The following is a 26,663-nucleotide window of genomic DNA, read 5'->3' as shown; positions in this document are numbered from 1 at the left end:
CCTAATTTGAAAAGTGAAATTATTAACTAACGACGTGATTTTCCGGATAATTCAACAGGTTTGGACAAAGTACGAATTCTTTCTAGAATTCTTAGACTCGCAATTGTATTATTCGGTTTATTCACAAGACGATACTGCTGTTCTAATTCTTCCATTGAATAATTTGATGTAAAGTATGTTTTCATTCCTTTATTCATACGCTCATCTAAAACAGGAAGTAAGATTTCATCTCGCGTCCATTGCGTAATACTTTCAGCTCCAATATCATCTAAAACCAAAACATCACTGTAGCGTAAATGGTTCATCACTCTTTGACGATATTCATTATCTGTCATAAACTGTTTCAATTCCTGAATTAATAATGGAACCTGTACAAAAGAAACACTCTTATTATTTTTGGCATAGTAATTACAGATTCCTTTCATTAAATAAGACTTTCCAGTCCCTGGATTTCCATATAAATACACACCTTGATTTAGTGGTATACTACTCACACTTTGGGTATAAGCTGTCATATAATCTTTTTCTTTGGCAGCACTTAAAAAGCAGGCATCATTTAAATCGATTAAATAATCATTTAAAGACATATGAGAAAAGCGAAATTTACTTTGATGAGCCAATTGCTGATCTCTTTTTTGTTCATACTGACAAGAAGCATAATATTCATTCAAGAAACCAGAATCGTCAATTTTTAATTTTGTAGCTTTACCACGAATCTTCTGTACACAATAATCCAATCCTTTACAGTTTCTACATGCGCTCACACTCTTGATCCACTGCAACAAAACGCCACTATTTTCTTCTACAAAAGATGCATCTAAATGATTCTGTTCAAGAAATATTTGAATCCATTCATTCTCTTTTAAACGAGCAATATTCTTTTGTCTTTCCATCATTTGCTCTTCTGAAAGTTTAATATTTAAATTCACTACAACTTACCTTCTTTCAACATCTTTTGAAGTTCTAACATCTCCTGTTGGATTTGCGTATCTGATTTTTCTTCCTTTTGCGTATAGAACTTCTCATCAAGTACAACCTTTTCTTCTTTTTTCTCTCTTTTATTTTCTGTTGGCGCTTGGTTGATAATTTCCAATGCTTTCTTCCTAGAATCCACGCCCAGGCGAACCCAGCTTGCCGCAACTTTTTCAACGTAATTTCGAGAAAATTGTTGATGTGTTTGATGTAAAGTATATTCAATCAAAGTATTCACAACTTCAACTGAAAGCTGGAATTGTGTGCATAAACGTTCAATCAATGCCTGATCCGATTTCACAACAGGAATACCATTTTGTTTATTCTGCAAAAATTTAACAGGTGGCATCTGATATGGATCTTTACTTGTTTCCATAACCTTACGATTACGCATAACCATCTCTTTTAATTTGTCCAAATCAAATACATGTGTTGAAGGATTAATACTTCTTTGCACGTATCTACGCATATCTTTGGCATCAATTCCATATATTTGTGCCATCTGTGCAATACGATCTAAATTTTCATTAGTTCGATAACGTACCGGAAAAACACGATCCATCCCTTTGAAGAGTGTTGCAAAATCAAAATTATATTTTTGGTTGATTGTCGGTTTCACCTTTTCGTACGCAATCTCTTTAGATTCGTTCCACGAATCTAAAATTGAAACATCCAAAGAACTTTCTACTTTGGTATATACAGAAGAAATCGTCTTATCTTTATGAAGCATTGCCTTTATTTTATCAAAACACTTTGATCCTACACTTGCCAAATACAATCTTGAATACGTATCGTGACATAAAAATTTATCTGGTAATAATGGAGCATACAATAAAATCAACATGTCATCTTCATGAACATAGGTTTCAATTAAATGATATTGCTCTAAATAATTTCGTGCCTTATCAAATTGTGAAGCATTTATATTCAACAGTAAATATACGTCTTCTAATTCAACAGAATTTTGAATAGAACCTAAAAATTCATATAGACAAATTGAACTTTTCCCCATCAAAGGACCATACAACAAATGCAAAGATTGTCTTTGTTCAACAGATAAATGTTCTATGCAACGCACTTCAATCGCCATGTACCTTCTCCTCTTTTAATGCTTCTTCTATTTGTTTATGCAACTGTTCTACCGTACCATTATTTTGCAGTACAATATCACTTTTTGCCATCTTCTCTTCCGGATTCATCTGTGATACAAGTCTTGCCAAAGCTTGTTCCCTAGTAAAATTGCGATAGGTTTGTAGGCGCGATAAGGCTACATCTAAATCAGCCACAACGCACCATATTGAGTCAAAATGATCTTGTGCAGAAATCTCAAATAAAATTGGCATTTCCACAAAGACAATCGAACTCTCTTGTTCATAAATCCATTTATGCATCTGTTCAAAAATCAAAGGATGCAAGATGGCTTCCACTTGTTTTCTATGTTCTGCCTTAGAAAACATATATGAAGCTAAACTTTCCTTAATGATTTGTCCATTTGAATCCAATTCAACAATACGCAAATCATTTAATTTCTGATAACCCAAATTTCCCTTTTTTAATAAATCCGCATTAACCTGATCGCAATCTAAAACAGGATATTTTTTTCTTAAATATCGAGAAATCTCACTCTTTCCTGAACCCATAGATCCAGTGATTCCTATTACTTTCTTTTTTGACAATTTGGACATAGATAAGTCCCCCTTTGTGATACAGTTAATTTTTTAATAGCATGATGACACACTTTACATTGTGTTTGATCATGTACATTCAAATAGAGTTGAAAACGTCCCGTTACCCCTAAACTTGAGGTATAAGAACGAATGGTTGTTCCGCCAAAACGTGTAGCTCCCTGCAAGATTCGCTTTGTCTGAAAAACTATTTTCTCACAATCTTTCTTTGAAAGCTTTGAGGCACGGCTTCTTGGATCTAATCCTGAGGCAAAACATATCTCATCCGCATAAATATTTCCAACACCTGCCATAATCGATTGATCTAACAGGCAGGATTTCAAATTTCGTTTTAACGAATGAACACAGGTATAGAAATACATTCCATTCACTCTTTCATCCATATAATCATATCCAACATTTTTAAAACAAGGATATGCATGAATATCTTCTTTTTTAGGATACAAATACATTCTTCCAAATTTTCTTGTATCATGATACGACATATAGGTTCCACTATTTAATTTAAACACTATATGAATATGTTTATTCTCACAAAGCATATTATAAAGATAAAATTTACCTTCCATTCTTAAGTGAACAACTAGATCATAGTCATCCAGACCAAAAATCAAATATTTTCCAAGTCGATTAAATGAATGGAATGTTTGCCCAATTAATTGATTTTTAAAAGTTTCTACTTCTACATTATCAATAATCTTAGGATAATATATCAATACATCTTCAATTGAAACATCTTTAATTTGTGTTTCCAACGTACTTAATACGGTTTGTACTTCTGGTGCTTCCGGCATTATTTTGCCTCATACCATGACTTTCCAACACTAATACTTGCCTTTAATGGAACCTTTAATTCCATTGCACTTTCCATTGTTTCTTTAACAAGTTTTTGCATCAAGTCCAATTCTTCATCTGGCACCAAGAAAATCAATTCATCATGGATTTGAAGAAGCATTTTTGATTTTACATTAGCATCCTTTAAAGCTTGATCCATTTTCAACATCGCAATCTTGATCAAATCGGCTGCACTACCTTGAATTGGTGCATTCATGGCAGCTCGCTTACCGAATTCTCGTGTCATAAAATTCTTATCGTTGATTTCAGGAATCTCTCTTCTTCTGTGGAATAATGTTTCGACATATCCATGTTCTTTACAGAAATCAATCAATTGATTCATATATTCGTGAATCTGAGGATAACTTTCAAAGTACATCTTCATAAATTCACCCGCTTCTTTTCGTGTGATATTTAATTGTGAAGATAAACCAAATTCAGTTTGTCCATATACAATACCAAAGTTAACTGTCTTGGCAATTCTTCTTTTATGTTCATCTACCTCTTCTGGTGAACACCCAAAAATTAAAGTTGCCGTTTTTGTATGAATATCCAAACCCTCATTAAACGCTTTTATCATGTGATCCTCATTGGCCATATGTGCCAACATTCTTAATTCAATCTGCGAATAATCAGCAGACAATAAGTGATAGCCATCTTCGGCGACAAACGCCTTACGAATTTCTTTACCTAACTCATCTCGAATACTAATATTTTGTAAGTTTGGTTCACTACTTGAAAGTCTTCCAGTTTGTGTCATTGTCTGATTAAAAGAAGTATGAATCTTTTGATCCGAACGAATATGTTTTTTCAAGCCATCAATATATGTACTGGATACCTTCGCAATTTTTCGATACTCAAGAATATCATCAATGATTGGATGTTTTCCACGAAGCTTCTCTAATACATCTGCGGATGTTGAACGTTTTTTTCCACCTGAACTTAAATTCAACTCATCAAATAAGACATTCGCCAATTGTTTTGGTGAATTGATATTAAAAATCATACCTGCATGTGAGTAGATTTTTTGAGCAAGAGCATCCAATTTCTCGTTTAATGAAGCTCCATACTCATCTAAAAAACTTTCTTGAATCGAAATACCTTCTTGTTCCATTGAAAACAAGACATGTGTTAATGGCATTTCAATATCTTCATATAAAGACAATACATTTTCTTCTTTTAAAGAAGCACGAAGCTTATCCTTTTTTTCATATAGTTGCTGAGTCAAGCTATGATAGATTGCCTTTTCTCTTTCCAAACTATAAGCAGGAGACTCTTTTGTCTTCTTAGATACATCATGGAAAGATTCTGGAAGGTGAATTTGAAGTGCTTCTAAGACTGCATCACTATCTGTTGCGGTAGAATTCAATAAGAATCCAGCAATATGCAAGTCATTACTAAAAGTATTCCATTTAAATCCATAGCGATCTAATAGATGCATCATTTCCTTTGTATCCCATGTACTCATTTCTTTTGTTTCCAACAATGTTTTAAAATTTGTATCCTCTAATGCGTTTTCTACTGAAATATAATAAACAGTTTTATCTTTTGGAATCATAAAACCATACAATTTTTGATCTAAATAAGGCTCTTGAGTACATACTGGCATAACCATAACGTCATCCATATTTTCAAATTCAAAATGGTCCACTTCTTTTAAAGGCCATTTTTCCTCTTTAGTCTGTTTAGTACGATTTACCAATGATCGCATTTCATATTTCTCATAGAATGCATTCACATTATCTTGAATTCCTGTAAACTCACAATCGCATAATTCAAATGGCAATTCCATCTTTGTATAAATAGTAGCCAATTCTAAAGACATGAAGGCATTATCTTTATCTTTTTCTAGCTTTTCTTTTAATTTCCCTTTTACCTCATCAATATGAGCATAAACATTTTTTACAGTGGAATATTGATTCAATAAACGCAAGGCTGTCTTTTCACCAACACCGGTTACGCCTGGAATATTATCGGCAGTATCACCCATTAATCCTTTCATATCAATAACTTGACTTGGAGTAATTCCATACGTATCCATTAAATTTTGTTCGTCCATTAGATCCATTTCACTTAAGCCCTTTTTCATCAAAAGAACATGTGTACTTGAATCAATCAACTGTAATAAATCACGATCACTAGTCAGAATTGTAGTTTGAACATCTTTGCAGCATTTGGCCATACTTCCAATAATGTCATCAGCTTCATAGCCTTCTTGTTCATAACGTTTGATTCCAGCCGCATCCAAGTATTCTCTAACAATTGGAAATTGTACAATCAATTCTTCATCCAATGGTTTTCGTGTTCCTTTATACGCTTCAAATTGTTTGTGCCTAAACGTAGGTTTTCCTGCATCCCAAGCCACTAAAATCTTATCTGGTTCAATAATATCAATTGCCTTGTTCAACATCATCACAAAGCCATAAACCGCATTGGTTGGAATGCCATTGGATGTAGTCATTCTATGTGTATATAACGTTGCATAATATGCACGAAATAGCATGGAGTTTCCATCTAATAATAATAGTTTTTTCATACGCGTACCTCTTTTCTTCTATTTTAACATATATGAAAAGAAGGAAACGAATCCCTGACTCATTTCCTTCGAATATTTTGCATTTTCAACTTTTCCATCCGCTTAAATCGAATATCTTTGATTGTCGCATATCGCATGAATACTGTAATAATATAGATCAACACGAATATAACCACACCATTAAAAATCAAAGTCAAAGCTTCAATGTGAATAAACCATTTCACAAAGCTCATTGTGAGATATCCGAAGATCTTTGCGCCAAAAAAACAAATTAAATCATTCGCAAACATCATTAGGAATACAATACCGAATTGTACCCAGTGATCTTGATCCATCGCTTCTTGAAAAAAGCCAATAGCCCAGCCAAACAAGCCAAACAAAAGCATCTTAACAAGCCAGTCTGAAGTAAAAAACATTCCCACACAAAGGCCACATAAACAAGCATATAGAAACCGATTTAAACTTCTTTCATGAAACACTACTAATAGACATCCACAAAAACATAGATGGCTAACTAAAGATAGTGAGGAATATGTAAAATCAACGCCAAACAAAGAAGCAATCAATTGATCTAACATCGCTAAAATGGCTAAGAAAATAAATGAATAACGTTCCTTATTTATCATTTACTCTCCTCTTTTCCAATCACAAGACAATAGTCAAAACTTTTCATATTGGATACAGGTGATACATAGACAGTTGAAATAATGGAGTCATCATTTAAAGATACATCTTTTACTTCACCTATCAAAATTCCACTCGGATAGTTTCCACCTTTACCACTTGTCGCAACTTTTTGTCCTTTTGTGACAATCGCATCATTGTCAAACAAAGATACTCGATATGCCTTTTTTTCTGTATCATACGATTGTAAAACACCTTCTACACTTGTACCATCTTCCAAAGACATCTTTATCGCAATATCATTACTTAAATGCTGGCTTGTCAACAATTGTACAGTGCTCGTCATTGTTTGAACACTTTCTACCAAGCCAATGGCACCATCACTTGTTGCCACAAGCATATTCTTTTCTACCCCTTGTTTTTTGCCAGCTGAAATTGTCACTGTCTGCAACCACGAATCACTTGAACGTTCTAAAACAGATACACTAATTGTTTTAGCATCTCCAAATCCGCCTTTCATTTCAAGCAACCCTTCAAGTTGTTTATTTTTATTTCTTTCATCTTCATATGCCGTCTGATAATTCTTTTGTTCTGCCAATTGTTTTGACAAATATTCATTATCATCATAAGCATGCCAAAGATTCGCAAAATCATTAACTGCATTTCCGATTGAAGACAACGGATATTGAATTAATCCATATTTTAAGTATGTCCATGCACTATATCCAATATTCGTGATGGAGTTTTGTCTTAAGCCAAACATTGCACATGCTAGTATACATAAAACGACAATTGTCGTAAGTAATCTTTTTTGAATTCGAGTAAATTTACGCATAATATCCCCCAAACTAACTTATATTATAGCGATAAAGCCTCCTTCTTTCAATCGAGATATTTATGCTCTTTAAATGAATAATATTGATTTTGTCCTACAATAATATGATCAATTAAATTCACTCCCATTGTCATTGCGACATGAACCATTTTATAAGTTACCTCAAAATCTGCTTTGGATGGTGTACAATCACCAGAAGGATGATTATGGGCAAGTAAAACGGAGTTTGCGTTTTGAAGAAAAGCCTCTTTAAACACTTCTCTAGGATGTACTACACTTTCATTCAACGTTCCCTTAAACAAAACACGATGAGAAATGAGTTTACTTTTTGTATCTAAATACAGAGCAATAAAACATTCTTGTGGCATAGAGCCATACTCAAATTCAAACCATTCAATCACATCTTCAGGTCTCATAATGGAGGCATGATACACCTTTGATCTAATGACACGTTTACTGAGTTCCACACTTGCCAGAAGCTGTAAAGCTTTAACTTCTCGTATTCCTTGAATCTGCATCAGTGTATTTACATGCATTGACATTAATTTTGATAAACCTTCACTTTCTTTCAATACATCGGATGCAATTTCGAATACAGAACGATTTTTATTCCCGCTTTGAAGAATCAAGGCAACCAACTCTAAATCGCTCAAGGATTCTAAGCCATAGCGTAGCGCTTTTTCTCGTGGGCGCTGTTCCACTTCCATCTCTTTTACCTTCATATACTCTTATACGAAAAAAAATACACTTTTTTTAATTTATTTTGTTTTTTTACTTGCAAAGTACAGAATCACATGGTATATTATTTAAGCGTCAAGCAAACATGGCGGTTGTGGTGAAGTTGGTTAACACAGCGGATTGTGGCTCCGTCACTCGCGCGTTCGAATCGCGTCAGCCGCCCCACTAAGATTTTTAAGCTTCGAGAAATCGGAGCTTTTTCTTTACTTTTTTTTGAATTGTTTGTATATTAGGGACATGAAAAAATTATTATTGATTCTTTTAAGCTTAACGCTATGTGCCTGTCAATCGCAGACAAAATACACAGCTTCATCTTCAAAAAAAGCTTGTGATGTCACAAGCGAAGAAGAAACGTGTAATTCAAAAGATGATACAAAGACAACATTCAATGAAATCAGCTTTGATGAAGCCATTCAATATTTCACGCAAGAAAAATCGGGTGTTTTATATTTCGAATTTTCAAGTTGTCCTTGGTGCAAAGAAGCTAAACCCATTTTAAAGAAAGTCGCAAAAGACAATGGAATCGACATCCAATATGTAAAAGTAAGAGACGAAGAAAAGAATCGTCTTTATACAGATGAGCAAAAAGCGATTATTGAACCATATATCCAAGATTATATGTCAAATAACGATGAAGGTATTCTAACCTTATATGTTCCTCTAGTGTTGGTTGTAAAGAATGGAAAAGCCATTGATGGACATGAAGGAACATTAGAAAGTCATGATGCGACCGAAAGAAAAATGACAGATGACGAAAAAAAAGAATTAACACAAATCTATACAAAATTAATGGGTGAAGCAAAATAGCTTCACTCTTATTTTTTACGTATCTTGATTTGATCATCCAAGCTCAAATGTCCAATCAACAAACTAGAATTTATATCATGCATCTTATAGTTTGACACAATTTGTTTCGAATCAAAATTGGCGTAACAATATTTGCAGCCATGTAAACAAGAATTATAAGCTCCTATATCCACCATATTTACGCAATGGCAGTCTCTTGCCTTCCACTCTTTAAAGAGCTTGCCAGTTCTTTCAAAGGCATATTTAATGCTGACGCAACAATCGTTTTCATCACCAATATGATATTTATTTTCCATGCAACTCACAACTTTTATATCATTCTTTTCAAAAGCTTCTTTTAATTTAAGATATTCCTCATTAAAGGGTTCATGATAATCCAAATGATTATTTCGAACATTTTTATAATCATCCACAAAAGAGACAATCACTTTAGATACATATCCTTTTAACATTTTACATAATTTATTAAAGGCACGAATATGATAATCAACATTATATTTGGAATTCAAAAGGATTGGATCATATCGCACACATACATTTTCTTTGCCTAAATAGGATGATAGCTTTTTAATGCATTCAATGACTTGTTTCTTATCTGGAACATTAGGCTCTATATCTTTAAAGTATCCGGTGATAGTGACTTGTAGTTGAATGGGCACAGGAAATAAATGAATCGCATCTAACAATGGCAATGGATTTTTTGTACAAAATACAATCATATCTACATCAGATACAAAGATACGACTGACAAGTTTTGGATTAAAAGGGTTTCTTACATCAAAATATCCTTCATTCCATCGGTTCACAAACCAATCCATATAATATGCTACAATATCTGTTCTTCCACTCGCATTAATAATCATAGTTTTATTAAACTAAGAAACAAAATAATAGTCAATATAAAGAAAAAAAGTCATCCTAAGATGACTTAAATTTCTAAATGGCGGTCCAGATGGGACTCGAACCCACGATCTCCTCCGTGACAGGGAGGCATGTTAACCACTACACCACTGGACCAATATTTAATTTTAAATGGAGCAGATGAGGGGAATTGAACCCCCGTATCAGCCTTGGCAAGGCTGTGTTCTACCATTGAACTACATCTGCATGAATGGCGGTCCAGATGGGACTCGAACCCACGATCTCCTCCGTGACAGGGAGGCATGTTAACCACTACACCACTGGACCAATATTTAATTTTAAATGGAGCAGATGAGGGGAATTGAACCCCCGTATCAGCCTTGGCAAGGCTGTGTTCTACCATTGAACTACATCTGCATGAATGGCGGTCCAGATGGGACTCGAACCCACGATCTCCTCCGTGACAGGGAGGCATGTTAACCACTACACCACTGGACCATAATTTTCTAAAAATAAGATGGCGGAGAAGGAGAGATTTGAACTCTCGCGCCAGTTTCCCGACCTATACCCTTAGCAGGGGCACCTCTTCAGCCACTTGAGTACTTCTCCAAGAATATTTCCAGAATACTTATTTTTTTAGAACAACCTACGTTATCCGTAACGCCTGTTTATAATAACATGGATAAAAACTTATTGCAAGTATTTTTTTTAAAAAAGATAAAAAAATTTAGAGGCCAATTTTTGACCTCTAAACTCTTACTTTCCAAACAATGTTTTGTTGTCTACTTCAGCTTTAAATTTAGCTAAAGCTTCATCTAAAGATAATGTAACACTTTCCTTTTTACCACTCTGACGAATTGTAACTGTATTATTTTCTTGCTCTCCATCACCAACTACGATTTGGTAAGTAACCTTTTGTAGCTGCGCTTCACGGACACGGTAACCCAATTTTTCATTACGAGAATCTACTGTTGCACGCATTCCTAATGCCGTTAATGCATCACATACTTTATTTGCGTATTCAACATGTTTTTCGTGGTGTACTGGAATTACAACAAATTGACGTGGAGCTAGCCATAATGGGAAGTGTCCACCAAAGTGTTCGATCAAGATACCAATGAAACGTTCAACTGATCCATAAACTACACGGTGTAACATAATTGGAGTTTTCTTTGTTCCATCTGCATCTACATATTTACATTCGAATCTTTCAGGCAAGTTCATATCCAACTGTACAGTACCACATTGCCATACACGTCCTAAGCTATCTTTGATATGGATATCCAATTTAGGTCCATAGAATGCACCATCTCCAGGATTTACTTTATATTCTTTACCTGCATGAACACAAGCTTGTGCCAATGCTTTTTCTGAAGCATCCCAAATTTCTTCAGATCCAATATATCCACTTTCTGGACGTGTTGATAATTCAATTTCATATGGTAAACCAAATACTGAATAAATACGATCTACCAATTGTAATACTTTTTTAACTTCTTCTTCCAATTGATCAGGAGTTACAAATAAGTGCGCATCATCTTGTGTGAATGTACGCACACGGAACAATCCATTCAATGCACCACTTGCTTCGTGACGGTGTACTTGTCCTAATTCCCCTAAACGCAATGGTAAGTCTTTATATGAGTGTAAAGTTGAGTTATATACTAATAATGCACCCGGACAATTCATTGGTTTGATTGCGAATTCACGATCATCAACCATTGAAGTGTACATATTGTCTTTATAATGATCCCAGTGTCCACTCAATTCCCACAATTCTTTTGACATCATAATTGGAGTCTTAATGAATTGGTATCCTTCTTTTGTATGTTCTTGGTACCAGTATTGTTCCAAGATGTTACGTAAAATCATTCCATCTGGCAAGTAGATAGGCATACCTGGTGCAAATTCACTAATTGTGAATAAGCCCATTTCTTTCCCTAATTTCTTGTGGTCACGTTTTTTAGCTTCTTCTAAAGCTTCTAAGTGAGCTTCCAATTCTTCTTTTGTATCGAAACAAATACCATAAACACGTTGAAGCATTTTATTGTTGGCATCACCTTTCCAGTAAGCACCAGAATGTTTCAATAATTTAAAGTTTTTACACTTCTTAACAGTCTCAACGTGAGGTCCACGACATAAGTCCGCAAATTCACCTTGACGATAGATTGTGATATTTCCATCCTCTAATCCATTGATCAAATCCACTTTATAAGGATCATCCTTGAACATTTCTAAAGCATCTTCTTTAGAGATTTCTTCACGAACAATTCTCTTTCCGTCTTTGGCAATTTTCTTCATTTCTTTTTCGATTTTCGCCAAATCCTCTTCTTTTAATTTTACATCCCCTAAATCCATATCGTAGTAGAAACCCTCAGAAATAACAGGTCCTACCCAAAATTTAGCATTTGGATATAAACGCTTAACAGCTTGAGCCATCATATGAGCACATGAGTGGTTCAACATAGATAAATGTTCATTTTCTAATACATTCACTAATTCCATTTTACTTTCCTCCATTTTTCCATATAAAAAGCGACAGCCATCAAAGGACGTCTGTCGCACGCGGTACCACCTTTGTTTATACAATTACTGTATACACCTCAAACCTTTTAACGCAAGAATTACGGCACACTTTTTCAAGGGCAATTCAAAGGGAGTAAATACATACATTCGCAAAGTGTTTTCACCAACCACACTCTCTCTACATTTGAATGGAATGTATTCATATCCTTATCACTATTGTTGCCTAGATTATAGACCGAAATACGAGGTGTGTCAAAAGAAAAACTCAAGAATTAATGGCAATGTCCACCACACGAATGACTTTCGCCAGATTCATGTTTTGTACAAGTCACATCGGTTGTGAATTCTAGTTGCCCACTTAAATATTTTTTAACAGCCTCATCTGCATTTCCGGTCACTCCACCAAAAGAATGAATCCCAAAACTAGCCAATGCAGTTTTAGCCCCTTGTCCAATACCACCACAAAGTACAATGTTTACATTTTGTTCTTTTAGAGCATTCGAAACACTAACGTGTCCATGTCCTTCGACTGTAATCACTTCACTCTTAATAATTTCATTATGATCGGTTTCATAGATTTTAAATTCTGAGCTATGCCCAAAATGTTGGAACACTTCTCCATCTTTATAACTGACTGCAATTCTCATACTATACCTTCTTTCTTATTTATTATACATCAAAAATACATCACGATAAATTAAAACACCCTTTAAATAAGGGCGTTGATTGTCTTTGGTGGAGATGAGGAGAATCGAACTCCTGTCTAAGCAAAGTCCCACGAGACAGCGTTTACAGCTTTTTCCATCTAGTTATCCAAAAGTTTCGGATGGAATCAAAAATTCTTTTGGGTTAGCTATAGTTGATTCAAGACAAGCAGCTAGCCAATGCTTATTTCTATCTTCTTTTCTTTAACACTCAGTCTGAAATAAGAAAGCGAAATTTCAGAAAGGGGCTGCAAAGCCAAACGTAGGCAATAAAATTAAGCAGCGAAAGCCATGCTTTGGTTCATACCAAATACATTAGCAAGTTTATTTTTAGCAATTAATTTAAGTTGGTTATTACACGTATCCTTCGTGGCTGTGGCTGAATCCAAACATTTACTCATCGAATGCCTGAACATCCCCAAGGAACATCAGTATAATCTATTAATACTGATTTTTCAAGGCCTTTTGAATCTCTCTTTGCGCATCCTTCGCCTTTTGAGACTCACGCTTATCATGAAGATTTTTACCTTTCGCCAAAGAAATTTCTAACTTTGCCAAACCTTTATACAAATAAATTCTCACAGGTACAACCGTATACCCTTTAACACGCGCAGATTGCTCCAATTTTTGAATTTCCTGCTTATGCATTAAGAGCTTGCGATCACGCGTTTCATCATGATTAAATCGGTTTCCAAATTCATAAGGAGAAATATGCATACCTTTAATAAAAGCTTCCCCTTTTTGAAAACTGATATAGCTGTCCTTTAATTGAACTTTTCCTCTTCGAATACTTTTAATTTCTGTTCCCTGAAGCACTAAACCTGCTTCAAAACGATCATACAACTCATATTCATGTCTTGCCTTACGATTTTCGGCTATTGTCTTTTGATTTTGATTCATTCTAAAACCACCTCTACTCCATCACAATCTTGCATTACAGACTGGACAAATTGTTGCACCCACTCTTTTGAAAGATCATAATTCGAAGCTAAATTATGTGTTTGTGCAAGCGAATCATTGTAATCTTCGATTGGGTAAGTCTTCCATGCATTATACCCTACATCAAACCATGTAATCAATGGAATAAATTTAGTATCTGTAAAAGAAGTCTTTTTTGTATCTGGATCATAGTTCAGTGTGAAGCTAGCCATTCCACCAACCATAGTAATATCCATATCCTGGGCACTCGTATAATTTCCTAATGAATAATACACAAGTGTATCTTGTTTCTTTCCTTTAATAACTTTTGCCGGTTCAATAACGTGTGGGTGTGAACCAATCACAACCTCGGCACCTAGTTCATTTAAATAATTTGCCAAATCTTCCTGCTCTTCAGTCGGCTCCATCTGATATTCTTCACCCCAATGCATAGAAACCAATTGGACATTGCTCACTTTACTTAAAGCTTCCATATCTTTTTTCATTTGATCCTTATCAATCAAATCCACAAGCCATAGCTTATCTTCAGGCACACTAAATCCATTCAAGCCATAGGTATATCCAAGAAATCCTACTTTGATTCCATTGATTTCTTTTACTAATGTACGCTTTTTATCCTTTTGAGACGTATGCGAACCCGTCGTAATAACATCTGGATAATTCTTTCGAACCAAATCAATCTGTGTTAATAAACCCTCAGCCCCTCGATCCATAGAGTGATTTGAACTTAAACTCCACCAATCAAAGCCAGCCTTATTGACAGAAGACAGAATTTCTATAGGTCCATTAAAAGTAGGGTATCCACTCAATTCATACTCTTCTCCAATGCATAACGTTTCAAAATTGATATATGCCAAATCTGCATTTTGTGTATATTTATTTGTCATTTCATAATAGGAATCAAAATTGTAATATCCATCTCTTTGGTATGGGTACCAATACATCGCACCATGATACAAGTTGTCACCTACACCTACAAACGTAAATGATTTTTTATTTTCCTGTTTTTTTGTAGAAACATTTTTTACAATCTTTGTTGCTTCTTTCGAATTTGGTGTGGGGTGTGTTAAAATAAAGCCCATTAAGCTGAAATTGAATATACATAATATAATGATCCATGTCCATTTCTTTTTCATAAGTTAATTTTATCAGAAAAAGCTTGCATTTTCCAAAATAATTAGGTAATATTATAAAGCACTTGGGGTGTTAGCTCAGCTGGGAGAGCACCTGCCTTGCACGCAGGGGGTCATCGGTTCGATCCCGATACGCTCCACCAAGTAAAAAATACGCTGTAAGCAAATTTGCTTACAGCTTTTTTTCATTCAATTTCTTCAAAAATACCAGACTTTTGATAAAGAACCCATTTTCCAATATTTACACAATGATCACAAATTCTTTCTAAGTACTTACCGACAAGTAACACATCCACTAGAGTCCCTGTATCATGCTCTTTTCTGGCTAATAAATCAACATAAACCTCTTTAGCCTTTTCATATTGTGCATCCGCTTGATCATCCATTTTAATAACTTGATCTGCTGCTTTTTCGTCTTTCTGAATAAAACCTTCAATCGCAAGTGTAATCATTTCTTTTGCGATGATAAATTGTTGTTGAATACTATCATCCACAACTAAATTTTCCATATTCAAAGCACAAATCAGTTCTGAAACTTCTTTTTCCTGATCCATAATACGTGTTAGATCACGAATTGTATTTGTAGCTACAGTAATACGTCTTAAGTCTTTCGCAACTGGATGTTGAAGAAGAAGAATCTTCATACAAATCTGTTCAGCTTCTCTTCCTTGTTCACTCACTTCTTCATGCATTTGTGAAACATCTTGAACTAAAGTTTTGTTTCCATCTAAAATAGCGTGCTTGCAAAACCACAATCCTTTTAAACAGTCTTGAGACATTTGTGCCATAGTCAGTTCTAACTGTTTTGTTTGTTTTAAAAACTTTGTAGGTAAAACCATTATCCAAACCTCCCTGTAATATAGTCTTCTGTTTTCTTTTCTTTTGGCGCAGAGAACAATGTTTCTGTAGCACTATACTCAATTAAATTTCCCAATAAGAAGAAGGCTGTTTTATCACTAATACGCATAGCTTGCTGCATATTGTGAGTAACAATAACGATTGTATAGTCTTTTTTCAATTCTAAAGTTAACTCTTCAATCTTACTAGTTGAAATTGGATCTAGAGCACTTGTAGGTTCGTCCATCAACAACACTTCCGGCTGCATAGCCAAGGCTCTTGCGATACATAAGCGTTGTTGTTGTCCACCAGACATTCCCAATGCGGATTTATGTAGACGATCCTTCACTTCATCCCAAATGGCAGCTTGTCTTAAACTTCTTTCAACAATTTCATCCAATTCACTTTTCTTTTTGATTCCAAAAATTCTTGGGCCATACGCAATATTATCATAAATACTTTTTGGGAATGGATTGGGTTGTTGAAATACCATTCCAACTCTACGTCTTAATTCAATCGCATCCATATTTTTGTAGATATCCGTTCCATCTAGACAAATATCACCTGTGATTTTAGTACTTTCCACCAAATCATTCATTCGATTCAATGTTTTTAAAAATGTTGATTTACCACATCCACTAGGACCAATGAATGCTGTAATTTCTTTTTCTTTGATATCCAAATTTATATTCTTTAAGGCATGAAAATCACCATAATATAAATTCAGATCATTCACTGTAAATTTATTATTCATACGTAACCTTTCTATTTCTCTAATCCAGCTTGTTTTTTGGAAATGTGTCTTGACCAAACATTGGCTCCAATACTAAATGCCAATACTAAAATCATCAACACAGCACTAGATAAATTAGCCAATGCACGATCTTGTCCATTGGTTTGTAAGTTCCAGATTTGGATGGATAATGTTTCAGCAGGTCTTAACACATTAATTGGCGATGTTGGAGAAGTAAAACTAAAATTATTCCAACGCAAATCACTTCCTGAACCAGTTGTATAAAGTAATACAGCAGCTTCACCAAATCCACGACCAGCCGCCAAGATAACTCCAGTCATAATACGTGATAGGCATGCTGGCAATAATACATGGAATATGGTTTGCCACTTTGTTGCTCCAAGTCCCATACTTCCGTGATAATAGCCTTCAGGCAAACCTTTTATCGCATCTTCTGTAGTTGTTGTAATCAAAGGTAAACTTAGAATTGATATAGACAGGGCACCTGCTAATAAACTTTTTGATAATCCAATGACAACTAAGAAAATCAAATATCCAAATAAACCTACAACAATACTTGGTAAAGAAGACAATGTTTCAATACAAGTTCTTAAAAAGCGTGTTACAAGCCCAGGTTTTGCGTACATCGCCAAATAAATGCCTGCTAATACTCCAATTGGAACCGAAACCAACAAAGAAATAAATACTAAGTAAATCGTATTAAAAACTTGGTTTCCAATGCTGCCAGATCGAGTAAAGCCAAACATTTCTGGTTTAGCCCCTAACAACCCTCCAATAATAACTTTACCGGCAAAGCCTACAAGAAGTAAAAAGAAGAATAAGGCGATACCATAAAAGACGATTGTCATGAATTGATCAATCATTTTTGCTCTTTTAATTCTAGAATCCATCTCTATTCTCCTTTCGGTTTTGAAAACTTATGAATAATAGTAATAAACAATAACGAAATCAAGAACAATAATAAAGCCATTGTCCATAGGGCTGCCTTCATTTCTCCACCTTCCATCGCATTTCCCATTTGAGCTGCAATTTCCGTTGTTAGTGTTTTTGAAGTAGAAAAAATACTCTTAGGCAAAGCTGTTGTTTGCCCAATAACCATCGCAACAGCTAAAGCTTCACCAAACGCTCTTGCAAGTCCTAATACAATTCCTGAAATGACTCCAGGTAATGCAGCAGGAATTACGACACGATATATCGTTTGCCAACGTGTTGAGCCAAGTCCATAAGCAGCCATTCGTGTTTCTTTTGAAACAGCTCGAATCGCATCACTGGCAACACTGGTAATCGATGGGAAAATCATAATTGATAAAACAAGACTTGCCGCAAGCACGGAATGTCCTACCTGCAAATCAAATACTTTCTTTAAGAACGGAATCAAGACCGTTAATCCAACCCATCCATAGACAACACTAGGAATTCCGGCAAAAATTTCTACCATAGGACGATAGAATTTTTCACCAAACTTAGGTGAAATTTCTGTCATAAAAATAGATGATCCTAACGCAAAAGGCGTGGCAATCAATAAGGCCAATCCACAAACACATAGCGATCCAACAATAAAGATCAAGGCTCCTACATGTCCTTTTGAACTGGCATTATCCATTGGTGCCCAATTTGCACTGCCAAGAAACTCTCCTAGAGTATGGTGAAATTTAAAAAATGTATCAGAACCTTTATAAACTAGAAAAGCTCCAATTAATAGAGTTACAAATATCACGAGCAGACCACCAATTGTGACAAGAATCTGCCAAAAATATTCTTTACAAAACATGCTTTTACGACTCATCAAATTCCTCCAAACTAAATGAATAACGGACATATATTTCAATGTCCGTTAAAGAACTCGCAATTAGTGATCTGTTTTTTCCATTTTGCTAGAAACACCATAGCCTAATGATTCCATTTTCTTACCGAATTTTTCACCCATGATGTAATCTAAGAATGCTTTTGTAGCTTTATCTGGCTCTCCATTTGTATACATGTGCTCAAATGTCCAAACTTTATAGTCACCACTATATGTGTTTTCTAATGTCGGTTCAACGCCATCAATTGCGACTGTATCTACATCGTCATTGTCTACTAAGTAAGATAATGCCACATAACCGATTGCACCTCTTGTATCTGTTACATTTTGTAACAATACACCAGAATCATCTGTTTCCATTGAAGCGTTGCTAGCTTCTTCATTTCCATCTAATGCATATTTTTGGAATGTTGCTCTTGTTCCTGATGAAGTTGGACGAGTAACTAAGACAATGTCTTCATCTGGTCCACCAACATCTTTCCAGTTCGTTGTTTTTCCTGTGAAGATATCAATCAATTGTTGTTTGGTTAAATCTTTAACACCAACATCTTTATTTACGATTGGAGCCATTGTTACAACACAAACTTGGTGATCGACTAAATCTTTAGCTTGATCCTTATCTAATTTTTCTTCAGCTGCCACATCGGAGTTTCCTAGTGTAACTGTTTTATCAGCTACCTGTTTTAAACCTTCTCCTGAACCACCAGCATCTACTGTAATAGAAACATCTGGGTTTTCGTTTGAAAACTGTTCGGCTGCAACATCAACCAATGGTTTCAATGCACTTGAGCCTGCGGCTGTAATTGTTCCGCTTAAACTTTCATTTTTTGAATCACTGTCATCGGATGCAGTATTTGAACTACATCCTACCATAGCTGCAGATAATCCTACGATCATTGCACCTTTTAAAAACTTATTCATATTTTCCTTGTCCTCTTTTCTTTCGACACACATATCATAATGCATGTTTGTTAAACGAAAAAAATGGTTCTGTTAAGGTTTTGTTAAATGATTTGTTTTAATTTTAAGCACACCTGAATTTAATTTATGAACAAAATTATTGAAATATAATGTAAATAAATGTATAATCGTGAAACATAAAGAAAGGAAAGGTGGAAATGTTTTCACCGAGGTAACAAAATGACACGTGTATATAACTTTAGTGCCGGTCCCGCATGCTTACCAGAATGGGTCTTAACCAAAGCTGCAAGCGAAATGTTAGATGCTCATAATAGTGGAATGAGTGTTATGGAGATGTCCCACCGTTCCAGTGAATTCCAGGATATTATAGATACTTGTAAAGCAAGATTAAAAAGATTGATGAACATTCCTGATGAATATGAAATTTTATTCTTACAAGGAGGTGCTTCTTTACAATTTACTATGATTCCTTTGAATTTAGAAAAACATAACGTAGATTTGATCAATACAGGTCAATGGACAAAGAAAGCTTTAAAAGAACATAAAAAATTAGGAAAAGTAAATGTAGTAGCGTCAAGTGAAGAAGATAACTTTACGTATATTCCTAAAATTAAACAAGAAGATTTAAGTGAAGATTCTGATTATGTATATATTTGTGAGAACAACACAATCTATGGAACTAAATATAAAGAACTTCCTCCACATGAAGGAAAGTTATTAGTTGCAGATTTATCAAGTTGTATTTTAAGTGAAAGAACGGATGTTTCTAAATATGATTTAATTTTTGCCGGTGCTCAAAAGAATATGGGGCCTGCAGGTTTAACTGTGGTTATCATAAAAAAAGACTTGATTGGTTTAGCTGATGAAAAAACACCAAGCATGTTAAACTACAAAACATATGCTGACAATGATTCTATGTTCAATACGCCACCTACTTATTCCATCTATATTTGTGGTTTAGTACTTGAATGGCTAGAAACACAAATAGGTGGATTGAAAAATATGGAAAAGATCAATCGTAAAAAAGCTAAATTATTATATGACTATATTGATGCTTCTAAACTCTATTCAAATCCTGTTGTACCTGAAGATCGTTCTTATACAAATGTTCCTTTTGTGACTGGTGATAAGAATCTAGATACTAAATTTGTTAAAGAAGCAAAAGAAGCAGGAATTGTAAATATTAAAGGTCACAGAACGGTTGGTGGTATGCGTGCAAGTATTTATAATGCCATGCCACTTGAAGGTGTAGAAGCCCTAATTGCATTTATGAAGAAATTTGAAGAGGAGAATTATAATGCCTAAAATAAAGCTCTACAATAATATTGCGCAAATTGGTTTAGATCAGTTTACGCCAGATTATGAAGTAAACGAAAATATGGAAGATGAAGATGCTATTTTAGTTCGTAGTACCAATCTTCATGATATTACATATAATGCCAACCTTAAAGCTATCGCTCGTGCAGGTGCGGGTGTCAACAACATTGATATTGATACTTGTACTAAAAAAGGGATTGCCGTATTCAATACTCCAGGCGCAAATAGTAATGCCGTAAAAGAACTTGTATTTGCGGGTATGTTACTAGCAAGTCGTGATATTTATCATGGTATTGAATGGATCCAAACGCAAAAAGAAAATGAGAACATCACAAAAGATATTGAAAAACAAAAAAAGAAATATGCTGGACACGAATTAACCGGTAAATCACTAGGTGTCATCGGTTGTGGTGCCATTGGTATCCAGGTTGCCAATCTAGCCTTACGCTTTGGTATGAAAGTTTATGGATATGATCCATATATGTCTGTCGATGCTGCATGGAACTTATCTCGATATGTAAATCATGTCACAAATATTGATGATTTATATCGTCAATGTGATTTTATTACGATTCATGTGCCTTTAAATGATGGAACTAAAAACTTTATCAATAAAGATAGTTTTGACAAGATGAAAGATGGCGTCAAATTATTAAACTTTGCTCGTGGTGGCCTCGTTGATGAAGATGCTCTATTGGTGGCATTAGATGACAACAAAGTTGAATCTTATGTGACTGATTTTCCAAGTTTAAAAGTTATTCAAAATGATAAAGTCATCGCAATTCCTCACTTAGGTGCTTCAACCGAAGAGAGTGAAGAGAATTGTGCTTTAAAAGCCGCTCAGGAACTGATGAATTATTTAACTTATGGAAATATTTCAAATTCTGTCAATTTACCAAATGCGAAGATGGATATGAATTCACCATTTAGAATCACTTGTATTCATGAAAATAAGCCTAAAATGATTTCTCAAATCACAGATATTTTTAAGGATGCTAATATTGAAAACTTAATGAATAAATCTAAAAAAGATATTGCGTATACAATTATTGATTTAGATTCAGAAGTTGATATTTCTCCAATTGAAAAAATCAATGGTATGATTAGAGTATCTACTTATAAGAAATAGGATGGTACTATGATTGATGCACATACACATTTAGAAAATGGTGATTTAAGCATTGAATATGTTCATAAGTTTATCGATGCTGCCAAAGAAAAAGGGATTACTCATCTTCAAATATTAGATCACACACATAGATTCTTTGAATTTAAAGACTGTTATAAAAGAGTTTGTGAAGTATCTAAATTACAAGAAGAGTGGTTTTTAAAGAAACAAAAAAACTCCATAGATGATTATTTAAAATTAATTGAGGCATTAAAAAAAGAAACTTTTGACATCGCTGTACGTTTTGGCCTTGAAGTATGTTACACGCCTGAAACAGAAAGTCTATTATCCTCCATTCTTAAAAACTACCATTTTGACTTTCTAATTGGCAGTGTACACTCTGTAAATGGTTATCTATATGATATGGATGCCTTTTCTAAAGAATTACTTTGGAACAAAAATGATCCTTCTAATATTTATAAGTCCTACTATGACACTATTGAAAAACTAATCCAATCCAATCTCTTTGATCAAGTGGGTCATCCAGATGTGATCAAATTGTATTCGATTGATCCAGGCTACGATTTACATCCTACCTACCATCATATCGCTCGTCTGGCAAATGAATACAACATTAAAATGGAAGACAACACTAAAGCTCATTATTCATATCATCATCCTGATATTGGCTTAAATGCTGATTTTAGAAATATCCTAAAAGAAAATAATGTAAAAATTGTTACTGCAAGTGATGCTCATTATCCTAACGATGTGGGGCGCTGCTTTAAATTATTAGATCCTAGATAAGCCTAGGATCTTTTTTTAGGCAAAGAAAAAGACAGAACTTAATCTGTCTGTGTTTCTTTATTGACTAAAAATACACTTAAACTTACAAGTAACAATGCAATTAAACTTGATAGTTGGAATGCCTGATTGGATTCATGTAATACAACACTTGATAAAATCACACCGATGATAGGTGTTACGCACATATAGACACCAATCTTACTAACAGGATTTACAGATAATAACAATCCCCAAATCGTATAGGCGATAGCAGATACAAGAGCTAAATGAATCAATACAAGAAGGCCTAGATTAAATCCAAATGTAATGTGTCCTCCCATTAAATAGCCTGTTATAGCTAAGAGAATACCTCCTAGAGAGAATTGATATCCACTTAACAGGACGGCATTTTGATTTTGTGTGAACTTCTTAATAAAGGCAGCCGATATAGATCCACAAAACTGTGACATCAACACAAAGCCTTCACCCACAAAGGAAAAACTGGCACTAGCTCCACTGATATTCATAAATAAAATGCCCAAGAATCCAATAAAACAGCCTAATGCTTTTCGTGCTGTAATTTTTTCATAATGAAAAATTAAACTAGCCACTAACAAAGATATAAAGGCACTGGTTCCTGAAATAATGGATCCGTTGACTCCTGATGTATGTGAAAGTCCAATATAATAGAAAAAATACTGTCCAGCCGTTTGAAAAAGAGCTAGAGTGCATATGCCTTGAATATTCTCTTTTTTAGCAACTAATACTTTTTTCTGTAAGAAAGAAGCAAATAATATGACTAAAAATCCAGCTAATGTAAAACGTATGCCTGCAAACATTAAAATACTAGGTACACCTTCAATATTAAATAGCTTATATCCCCATTTAATGAATGGAGCTGCACTTCCCCATAGTGTACAACATAGCACGGCTAGTAAAAATACATGTAATGGCTGTTTAAAAAATTCCCTTTTCTCCATATCCAATTAAAACTTATCCTTCCTTTTTTTCTTCTAATTCCATCCAACGATTAGTTAAAGTTTCAAGTTCTTCTTCTTTCTGCGCTCTCAAATCACTTAATTCTTTTAATTTCGCAAAATCACTTTGACACTCATTCATCTGATAGTCTAAAGCTTCGATTTCACTTTCTAATACTTCCATCTTCTCAGGAAGTTGCTCCAATTCCTTTTTTTCCATATAAGATAATTGAGATCTTTTCTTCTTTTCAATCGGCTTTTGAACAACAACCTTCTTATTCTCATCTTTTGATTTCACTAAATAATCACTATATCCTCCACTGTACTGTTTAAAAGTACCATCTTCTTGATGGACAAACACTTTATCCACAACACGATCCAAAAAATATCGGTCATGGCTTACAGTAATAATGGCTCCTTGGAAATCATCTAAATAATCTTCTAATACGTCTAATGTCAAAATATCCAAATCATTTGTTGGCTCATCCAATAACAGGATATTTGGTTCTTGCATCAAAACTCTTAATAGATATAGTCTTCTTCTTTCTCCACCGGATAGTCTTGATAGCGTGGTATAGTGCATATTTCTTGGAAATAAAAATCTTTCAAGCATTTGCGAAGCACTTAGTGTCATACGATCGTATTCAATGACTTTAGAAACTTCTTCAATATAATCAATGACACGCATATTTAGATCGACACCTTGATCCGCTTGTCTGAAATATCCAATTTTAACTGTGGTTCCATATTCAATGGTTCCATAGGTTGGTTGTTTCACCCCTGCAATAACATCTAACAAAGTAGATTTTCCACATCCATTCTCTCCAATGATACCTATTCGGTCTTGTCGTAATAATACATAGTTAAAATCATGAAATAATGACTTTTCTGGATAATTAAATCCTAAATTCATACATTCAATTGTTTTATTCCCCAATCGTTGCATAGTCGCATTTATTTTTAATGACTCTTCTTGCTGTTTAAAACGTTTCTGACGCAATTCTTCAAACCTTTGAAGTCGACTATTAGATTTTGTACCACGCGCCTGTACGCCCGCTCTAACCCACTCTAATTCCTTTTTATATAAGTTCTTGTGTTTATGGGCTGCTAATTTTTCTTGTTCAATACGCGTTTCCTTATTTTCTAAATACACTTCATAATTTCCATTATGAATATATAAGTCGCCTTGATCCAATTCAATCATTTTTGTACAAACACGATCTAAAAAATAACGATCGTGTGTGACCATAAATATTGCACTCTTTGATCGAATCAAATAATTTTCCAACCATTCAACCATATCATTATCCAAATGGTTTGTCGGTTCATCCAAAAGCAACAAATCACAACTTGTGCATAGTGCTAAGGCAAGAGCCACTCTTTTTCTTTGTCCACCTGACATATTTGACATGGCGCTTTGATAATCTGTAATACCCAGTTTCGTTAGAATCGATTTTAATTCAAATTCTGCGACGGGGTGCTCATTTTTAGAATTCACAAGTTGAATTTCATCCCAAACACAATCCGTTTTGAATTCTGGATTTTGAGGTAAATAATGAATCTTGATTCCATTTTTTTTAATTATGATTCCTGAATCATAATTTTCAATACCTGCAAGTATCTTTAATAAAGTACTTTTACCTGTACCATTGACTCCAATCAACGCAATTTTATCAGTATCTTCTATTGTGAAACTCGCATCTTTTAAAATGCATTTATCATTTATATTCTTTTTTAAACTTTCTGTTGAAATTAACATAACATCACCTGAGTTTTATTATATAATACTTTTTGAGGTGACACGCATGAAACTTATTAAAAATATTCAAATTTATGCACCTGAAAATTTGGGAGTAAAAGATGTATTAATTTCAGATTCTAAAATCGAAAAAATTGATAATCATATCGAACTTTCTTATCCAATTGAAACAATTGATGGCACAGGATGCATTTTAACGCCAGGTCTAATTGATCGCCATGTTCATATTACTGGTGGTGGTGGAGAAGCCGGATTTATTTCTAGAGCTAGGCCTATAGATGTACAGGAAATATTAGATGCAGGTATCACAACTGTCATTGGATTATTGGGAACAGACGGTTACACAAGAAGCACAAAAGAATTATTTGCGAAAGCTAAAGAACTAACACAAAAAGGTGTACATACGTATATCTTAACGGGCAGCTATGCCTATCCTAGTAATACACTAACAAGTTCAGTGGAAGACGATATTGTGTTTATTGATAGTATTCTAGGGGTTAAGCTTGCATTAAGTGATCATAGATCGAGTCATATTACAGAAGATGAATTAATTCATTTGGCTTCTAGAATTCGTACAGCGAGTCTTATAGCTGGAAAACAAGCAAATTTAACAATTCATATGGGTGATGAAAAACAAGCCTTAGAACTTGTCTTTAAGGCCATAGAAAAAGCCGATATTCCTATTTCATTATTCCAGCCTACACATTGTTCAAGAAATCCTCATTTATTTGAAGAAGCAAAAAGATTTACTGATATGGGTGGTACAATTGACATTACATGTGATGGTAATGGTAAAACTTTGAGTTACATTCAACAAATCCAAAATACAGAGAAAGTAACCATTTCTAGTGATGCACAAGGATCTTGGTCTACATACAATGAAGATGGATCCGTTAAAGAAATTGGTATTACGCCAATTTCAAACTTAAAAAAAGAATTCATTTATCTGAAAAATGAATTTGGGTATGAAAATGCTTTGCCATTCTTTACGAAAAATGTTGCGAATGTATTAGGTTTTAAACATAAAGGACAAGTTAAAGAGGGATTTGATTGTGATCTTGTCATTTGGAAGGAAGATCAAATTCAAAAAGTTATCACAAAAAAATAGGCACTGATTAACTCAGTGCCTTTATTATTTATTAAATTACTTAACGAATTGTACAATTGCCATTGGAGCTGCATCTCCACGACGGATACGTGTTTTTA

General features: G+C 34.3%; 25 protein-coding genes, 8 tRNA genes, 1 other RNA gene and 1 other annotated feature. Of the genes, 7 read left to right on the top strand and 27 right to left on the bottom strand.

Translation table 11 applies throughout. From position 1 onward, the window contains the following. Positions 1-26 precede the first annotated feature (26 nt). Genes KTQ83_RS05230 through radC form a run of 8 tightly spaced genes read right to left on the bottom strand, consistent with a single transcriptional unit; the run spans position 27 to position 8,208 of the window. Positions 27-929, bottom strand: coding sequence for an ATP-binding protein (locus KTQ83_RS05230; RefSeq protein WP_117925060.1), 903 nt, complete (start codon positions 927-929; stop codon positions 27-29). Next, positions 929-2,062, bottom strand: a complete 1,134-nt coding sequence (locus KTQ83_RS05225) for a DnaD domain protein (RefSeq protein ID WP_117925058.1) — start codon at positions 2,060-2,062, stop codon at positions 929-931. The genes KTQ83_RS05230 and KTQ83_RS05225 overlap by 1 nt, the downstream gene beginning before the upstream one ends. Next, a complete protein-coding gene (gene coaE, locus KTQ83_RS05220; protein WP_117925056.1) occupies positions 2,052-2,657 on the bottom strand; it encodes a dephospho-CoA kinase in 606 nt (201 codons plus the stop codon). Before coaE ends, KTQ83_RS05225 begins: the two co-directional genes overlap by 11 nt. Then, positions 2,630-3,451 carry a DNA-formamidopyrimidine glycosylase gene (gene mutM, locus KTQ83_RS05215; RefSeq protein ID WP_117925054.1) on the bottom strand — a complete coding sequence of 274 codons (822 nt, stop codon included), beginning with the start codon at positions 3,449-3,451 and terminating at the stop codon, positions 2,630-2,632. Before mutM ends, coaE begins: the two co-directional genes overlap by 28 nt. Then, positions 3,451-6,027 carry a DNA polymerase I gene (gene polA, locus KTQ83_RS05210; protein WP_186998828.1) on the bottom strand — a complete coding sequence of 859 codons (2,577 nt, stop codon included), beginning with the start codon at positions 6,025-6,027 and terminating at the stop codon, positions 3,451-3,453. The genes mutM and polA overlap by 1 nt, the downstream gene beginning before the upstream one ends. Before the next feature lie 59 nt (positions 6,028-6,086). Then, a complete protein-coding gene (locus KTQ83_RS05205; RefSeq protein WP_217256179.1) occupies positions 6,087-6,653 on the bottom strand; it encodes a hypothetical protein in 567 nt (188 codons plus the stop codon). Then, the gene (gene mreC, locus KTQ83_RS05200; protein ID WP_117925048.1) at positions 6,650-7,486 is read right to left on the bottom strand and encodes a rod shape-determining protein MreC; all 837 of its coding nucleotides are present in this window, start codon (positions 7,484-7,486) and stop codon (positions 6,650-6,652) included. The genes KTQ83_RS05205 and mreC overlap by 4 nt, the downstream gene beginning before the upstream one ends. Before the next feature lie 47 nt (positions 7,487-7,533). Further along, on the bottom strand, positions 7,534-8,208 hold the full coding sequence (radC, locus tag KTQ83_RS05195; RefSeq protein ID WP_117925046.1) for a RadC family protein: 675 nt from the start codon (positions 8,206-8,208) through the stop codon (positions 7,534-7,536). Positions 8,209-8,312: 104 nt separating this feature from the next. Between radC and KTQ83_RS05190 the strand changes: the two genes are divergently transcribed. Beyond that, positions 8,313-8,389 (top strand) — tRNA-His (locus KTQ83_RS05190). Positions 8,390-8,461: 72 nt separating this feature from the next. Beyond that, positions 8,462-9,031 carry a conjugal transfer protein TraF gene (gene traF, locus KTQ83_RS05185; protein WP_186998825.1) on the top strand — a complete coding sequence of 190 codons (570 nt, stop codon included), beginning with the start codon at positions 8,462-8,464 and terminating at the stop codon, positions 9,029-9,031. Positions 9,032-9,039: 8 nt separating this feature from the next. On the opposite strand, the gene KTQ83_RS05180 is transcribed toward traF, so the two are convergent. The 12 genes from KTQ83_RS05180 to KTQ83_RS05125 form a co-directional block, all read right to left on the bottom strand. Then, complete coding sequence (locus KTQ83_RS05180) at positions 9,040-9,894, bottom strand: DUF1848 domain-containing protein (protein WP_117925042.1); 855 nt, start codon at positions 9,892-9,894, stop codon at positions 9,040-9,042. Between the two features lie 78 nt (positions 9,895-9,972). Further along, positions 9,973-10,048, bottom strand: a tRNA-Asp gene (locus KTQ83_RS05175). A 16-nt stretch (positions 10,049-10,064) separates the two neighbouring features. Further along, positions 10,065-10,138: transfer RNA gene (locus tag KTQ83_RS05170), tRNA-Gly, on the bottom strand. Between the two features lie 5 nt (positions 10,139-10,143). Continuing rightward, positions 10,144-10,219: transfer RNA gene (locus tag KTQ83_RS05165), tRNA-Asp, on the bottom strand. 16 nt (positions 10,220-10,235) lie between these two features. Then, positions 10,236-10,309 (bottom strand) — tRNA-Gly (locus KTQ83_RS05160). Positions 10,310-10,314: 5 nt separating this feature from the next. After that, positions 10,315-10,390, bottom strand: a tRNA-Asp gene (locus KTQ83_RS05155). A 20-nt stretch (positions 10,391-10,410) separates the two neighbouring features. After that, positions 10,411-10,501, bottom strand: a tRNA-Ser gene (locus tag KTQ83_RS05150). Between the two features lie 147 nt (positions 10,502-10,648). After that, positions 10,649-12,397 carry a threonine--tRNA ligase gene (gene thrS / locus KTQ83_RS05145; RefSeq protein WP_117925040.1) on the bottom strand — a complete coding sequence of 583 codons (1,749 nt, stop codon included), beginning with the start codon at positions 12,395-12,397 and terminating at the stop codon, positions 10,649-10,651. A 40-nt stretch (positions 12,398-12,437) separates the two neighbouring features. Further along, positions 12,438-12,641 (bottom strand) — a binding site (T-box leader). Positions 12,642-12,690: 49 nt separating this feature from the next. Continuing rightward, positions 12,691-13,065 carry a NifB/NifX family molybdenum-iron cluster-binding protein gene (locus tag KTQ83_RS05140; protein ID WP_217256178.1) on the bottom strand — a complete coding sequence of 125 codons (375 nt, stop codon included), beginning with the start codon at positions 13,063-13,065 and terminating at the stop codon, positions 12,691-12,693. An 86-nt stretch (positions 13,066-13,151) separates the two neighbouring features. Then, positions 13,152-13,542, bottom strand: a transfer-messenger RNA (tmRNA) gene (gene ssrA / locus KTQ83_RS05135). A 21-nt stretch (positions 13,543-13,563) separates the two neighbouring features. After that, positions 13,564-14,022: an SsrA-binding protein SmpB gene (smpB, locus tag KTQ83_RS05130; protein WP_217256177.1), complete on the bottom strand. Its 459-nt coding sequence runs from the start codon at positions 14,020-14,022 to the stop codon at positions 13,564-13,566. Continuing rightward, positions 14,019-15,197, bottom strand: coding sequence for a CapA family protein (locus KTQ83_RS05125; RefSeq protein ID WP_117925035.1), 1,179 nt, complete (start codon positions 15,195-15,197; stop codon positions 14,019-14,021). Before KTQ83_RS05125 ends, smpB begins: the two co-directional genes overlap by 4 nt. 64 nt (positions 15,198-15,261) lie before the next feature. On the opposite strand from KTQ83_RS05125, the gene KTQ83_RS05120 reads away from it, so the two are divergent. Continuing rightward, positions 15,262-15,337, top strand: a tRNA-Ala gene (locus tag KTQ83_RS05120). 42 nt (positions 15,338-15,379) lie between these two features. On the opposite strand, the gene phoU is transcribed toward KTQ83_RS05120, so the two are convergent. The 5 genes from phoU to KTQ83_RS05095 form a co-directional block, all read right to left on the bottom strand. Continuing rightward, complete coding sequence (gene phoU, locus KTQ83_RS05115) at positions 15,380-16,033, bottom strand: phosphate signaling complex protein PhoU (protein ID WP_117925033.1); 654 nt, start codon at positions 16,031-16,033, stop codon at positions 15,380-15,382. After that, the gene (pstB, locus tag KTQ83_RS05110; RefSeq protein WP_186999456.1) at positions 16,033-16,785 is read right to left on the bottom strand and encodes a phosphate ABC transporter ATP-binding protein PstB; all 753 of its coding nucleotides are present in this window, start codon (positions 16,783-16,785) and stop codon (positions 16,033-16,035) included. Before pstB ends, phoU begins: the two co-directional genes overlap by 1 nt. An 11-nt stretch (positions 16,786-16,796) precedes the next feature. Then, positions 16,797-17,675, bottom strand: a complete 879-nt coding sequence (gene pstA, locus KTQ83_RS05105; protein WP_117571644.1) for a phosphate ABC transporter permease PstA — start codon at positions 17,673-17,675, stop codon at positions 16,797-16,799. Between the two features lie 2 nt (positions 17,676-17,677). After that, positions 17,678-18,571 carry a phosphate ABC transporter permease subunit PstC gene (gene pstC, locus KTQ83_RS05100; RefSeq protein WP_244975780.1) on the bottom strand — a complete coding sequence of 298 codons (894 nt, stop codon included), beginning with the start codon at positions 18,569-18,571 and terminating at the stop codon, positions 17,678-17,680. Between the two features lie 63 nt (positions 18,572-18,634). Further along, positions 18,635-19,510, bottom strand: coding sequence for a phosphate ABC transporter substrate-binding protein (locus KTQ83_RS05095; protein ID WP_117925028.1), 876 nt, complete (start codon positions 19,508-19,510; stop codon positions 18,635-18,637). Positions 19,511-19,729: 219 nt separating this feature from the next. Between KTQ83_RS05095 and serC the strand changes: the two genes are divergently transcribed. Genes serC through KTQ83_RS05080 form a run of 3 tightly spaced genes read left to right on the top strand, consistent with a single transcriptional unit; the run spans position 19,730 to position 22,742 of the window. Beyond that, positions 19,730-20,815: a 3-phosphoserine/phosphohydroxythreonine transaminase gene (gene serC, locus KTQ83_RS05090; protein ID WP_217256176.1), complete on the top strand. Its 1,086-nt coding sequence runs from the start codon at positions 19,730-19,732 to the stop codon at positions 20,813-20,815. Continuing rightward, positions 20,808-21,956 carry a 3-phosphoglycerate dehydrogenase family protein gene (locus KTQ83_RS05085; RefSeq protein WP_217256175.1) on the top strand — a complete coding sequence of 383 codons (1,149 nt, stop codon included), beginning with the start codon at positions 20,808-20,810 and terminating at the stop codon, positions 21,954-21,956. The genes serC and KTQ83_RS05085 overlap by 8 nt, the downstream gene beginning before the upstream one ends. 9 nt (positions 21,957-21,965) lie before the next feature. Next, positions 21,966-22,742 (top strand): histidinol-phosphatase HisJ family protein, encoded by a 777-nt coding sequence (locus tag KTQ83_RS05080; protein WP_217256174.1) that lies wholly within the window; start codon positions 21,966-21,968, stop codon positions 22,740-22,742. Positions 22,743-22,780: 38 nt separating this feature from the next. Here KTQ83_RS05080 and KTQ83_RS05075 read toward each other — a convergent pair whose 3' ends face one another. Then, complete coding sequence (locus KTQ83_RS05075) at positions 22,781-23,701, bottom strand: DMT family transporter (protein WP_117925020.1); 921 nt, start codon at positions 23,699-23,701, stop codon at positions 22,781-22,783. A 13-nt stretch (positions 23,702-23,714) separates the two neighbouring features. Next, a complete protein-coding gene (locus tag KTQ83_RS05070) occupies positions 23,715-25,457 on the bottom strand; it encodes an ABC-F family ATP-binding cassette domain-containing protein (protein ID WP_217256173.1) in 1,743 nt (580 codons plus the stop codon). A gap of 46 nt (positions 25,458-25,503) precedes the next feature. Here KTQ83_RS05070 and iadA point away from each other — a divergent pair, with 46 nt between their 5' ends. Further along, positions 25,504-26,565, top strand: a complete 1,062-nt coding sequence (iadA, locus tag KTQ83_RS05065) for a beta-aspartyl-peptidase (protein WP_186999449.1) — start codon at positions 25,504-25,506, stop codon at positions 26,563-26,565. Positions 26,566-26,663: the final 98 nt, after the last annotated feature.

Origin of the sequence: Holdemanella porci (assembly GCF_019052655.1) — a bacterium.
GTDB classification, from domain to species: domain Bacteria; phylum Bacillota_I; class Bacilli_A; order Erysipelotrichales; family Erysipelotrichaceae; genus Holdemanella; species Holdemanella hominis.
The sequence above is the reverse complement of the archived record's forward strand: the minus strand, read 5'-3'. Positions and strand labels throughout refer to the sequence as shown.